Annotated in this window: 1 protein-coding gene; it reads left to right on the top strand. The window is 29.5% G+C overall.

Annotation, left to right across the window (positions count from 1 at the left end; all coding sequences use genetic code 11):
- Window positions 1-393 (top strand): transposase (locus GNY06_RS00420; protein ID WP_166518320.1); only part of this gene is annotated, 393 nt, incomplete at both ends.

Consider the following 393-nt stretch of genomic DNA (forward strand, 5'->3'; position numbering starts at 1 on the left):
AATTGCATGCAGTGTGTACTACTGATGAGATTTTTACCGATTTTGATGTAACACAAGATTGTGTACATGATATTCATTATCTCAAAGATATTAAGCAATTGTTTCAAAATTGTACAATATTAGGAGACAAAGCTTATCTGAGTATTGATTATCAAAGAGACTTATTTACTTACAACCAGATTAATATGGAAGTACCTATGGGAAAAAATCAACTTGGATATAAGCCAAAGCCTTATATTTTTAGAAAATCCCGAAAGCCCATCGATACCTTATTTTCGCAATTATGTGATCAGTTTATGATTAGAAGAAACTATGCGAAATACTTTGATGTCTTTAAGAACAGAATATTATCTAAGATAATGTCTATGACTGTTATACAATGCATTAATAAAC

Source organism: Elizabethkingia argenteiflava (genome assembly GCF_009904105.1).
Lineage (GTDB): Bacteria > Bacteroidota > Bacteroidia > Flavobacteriales > Weeksellaceae > Elizabethkingia > Elizabethkingia argenteiflava.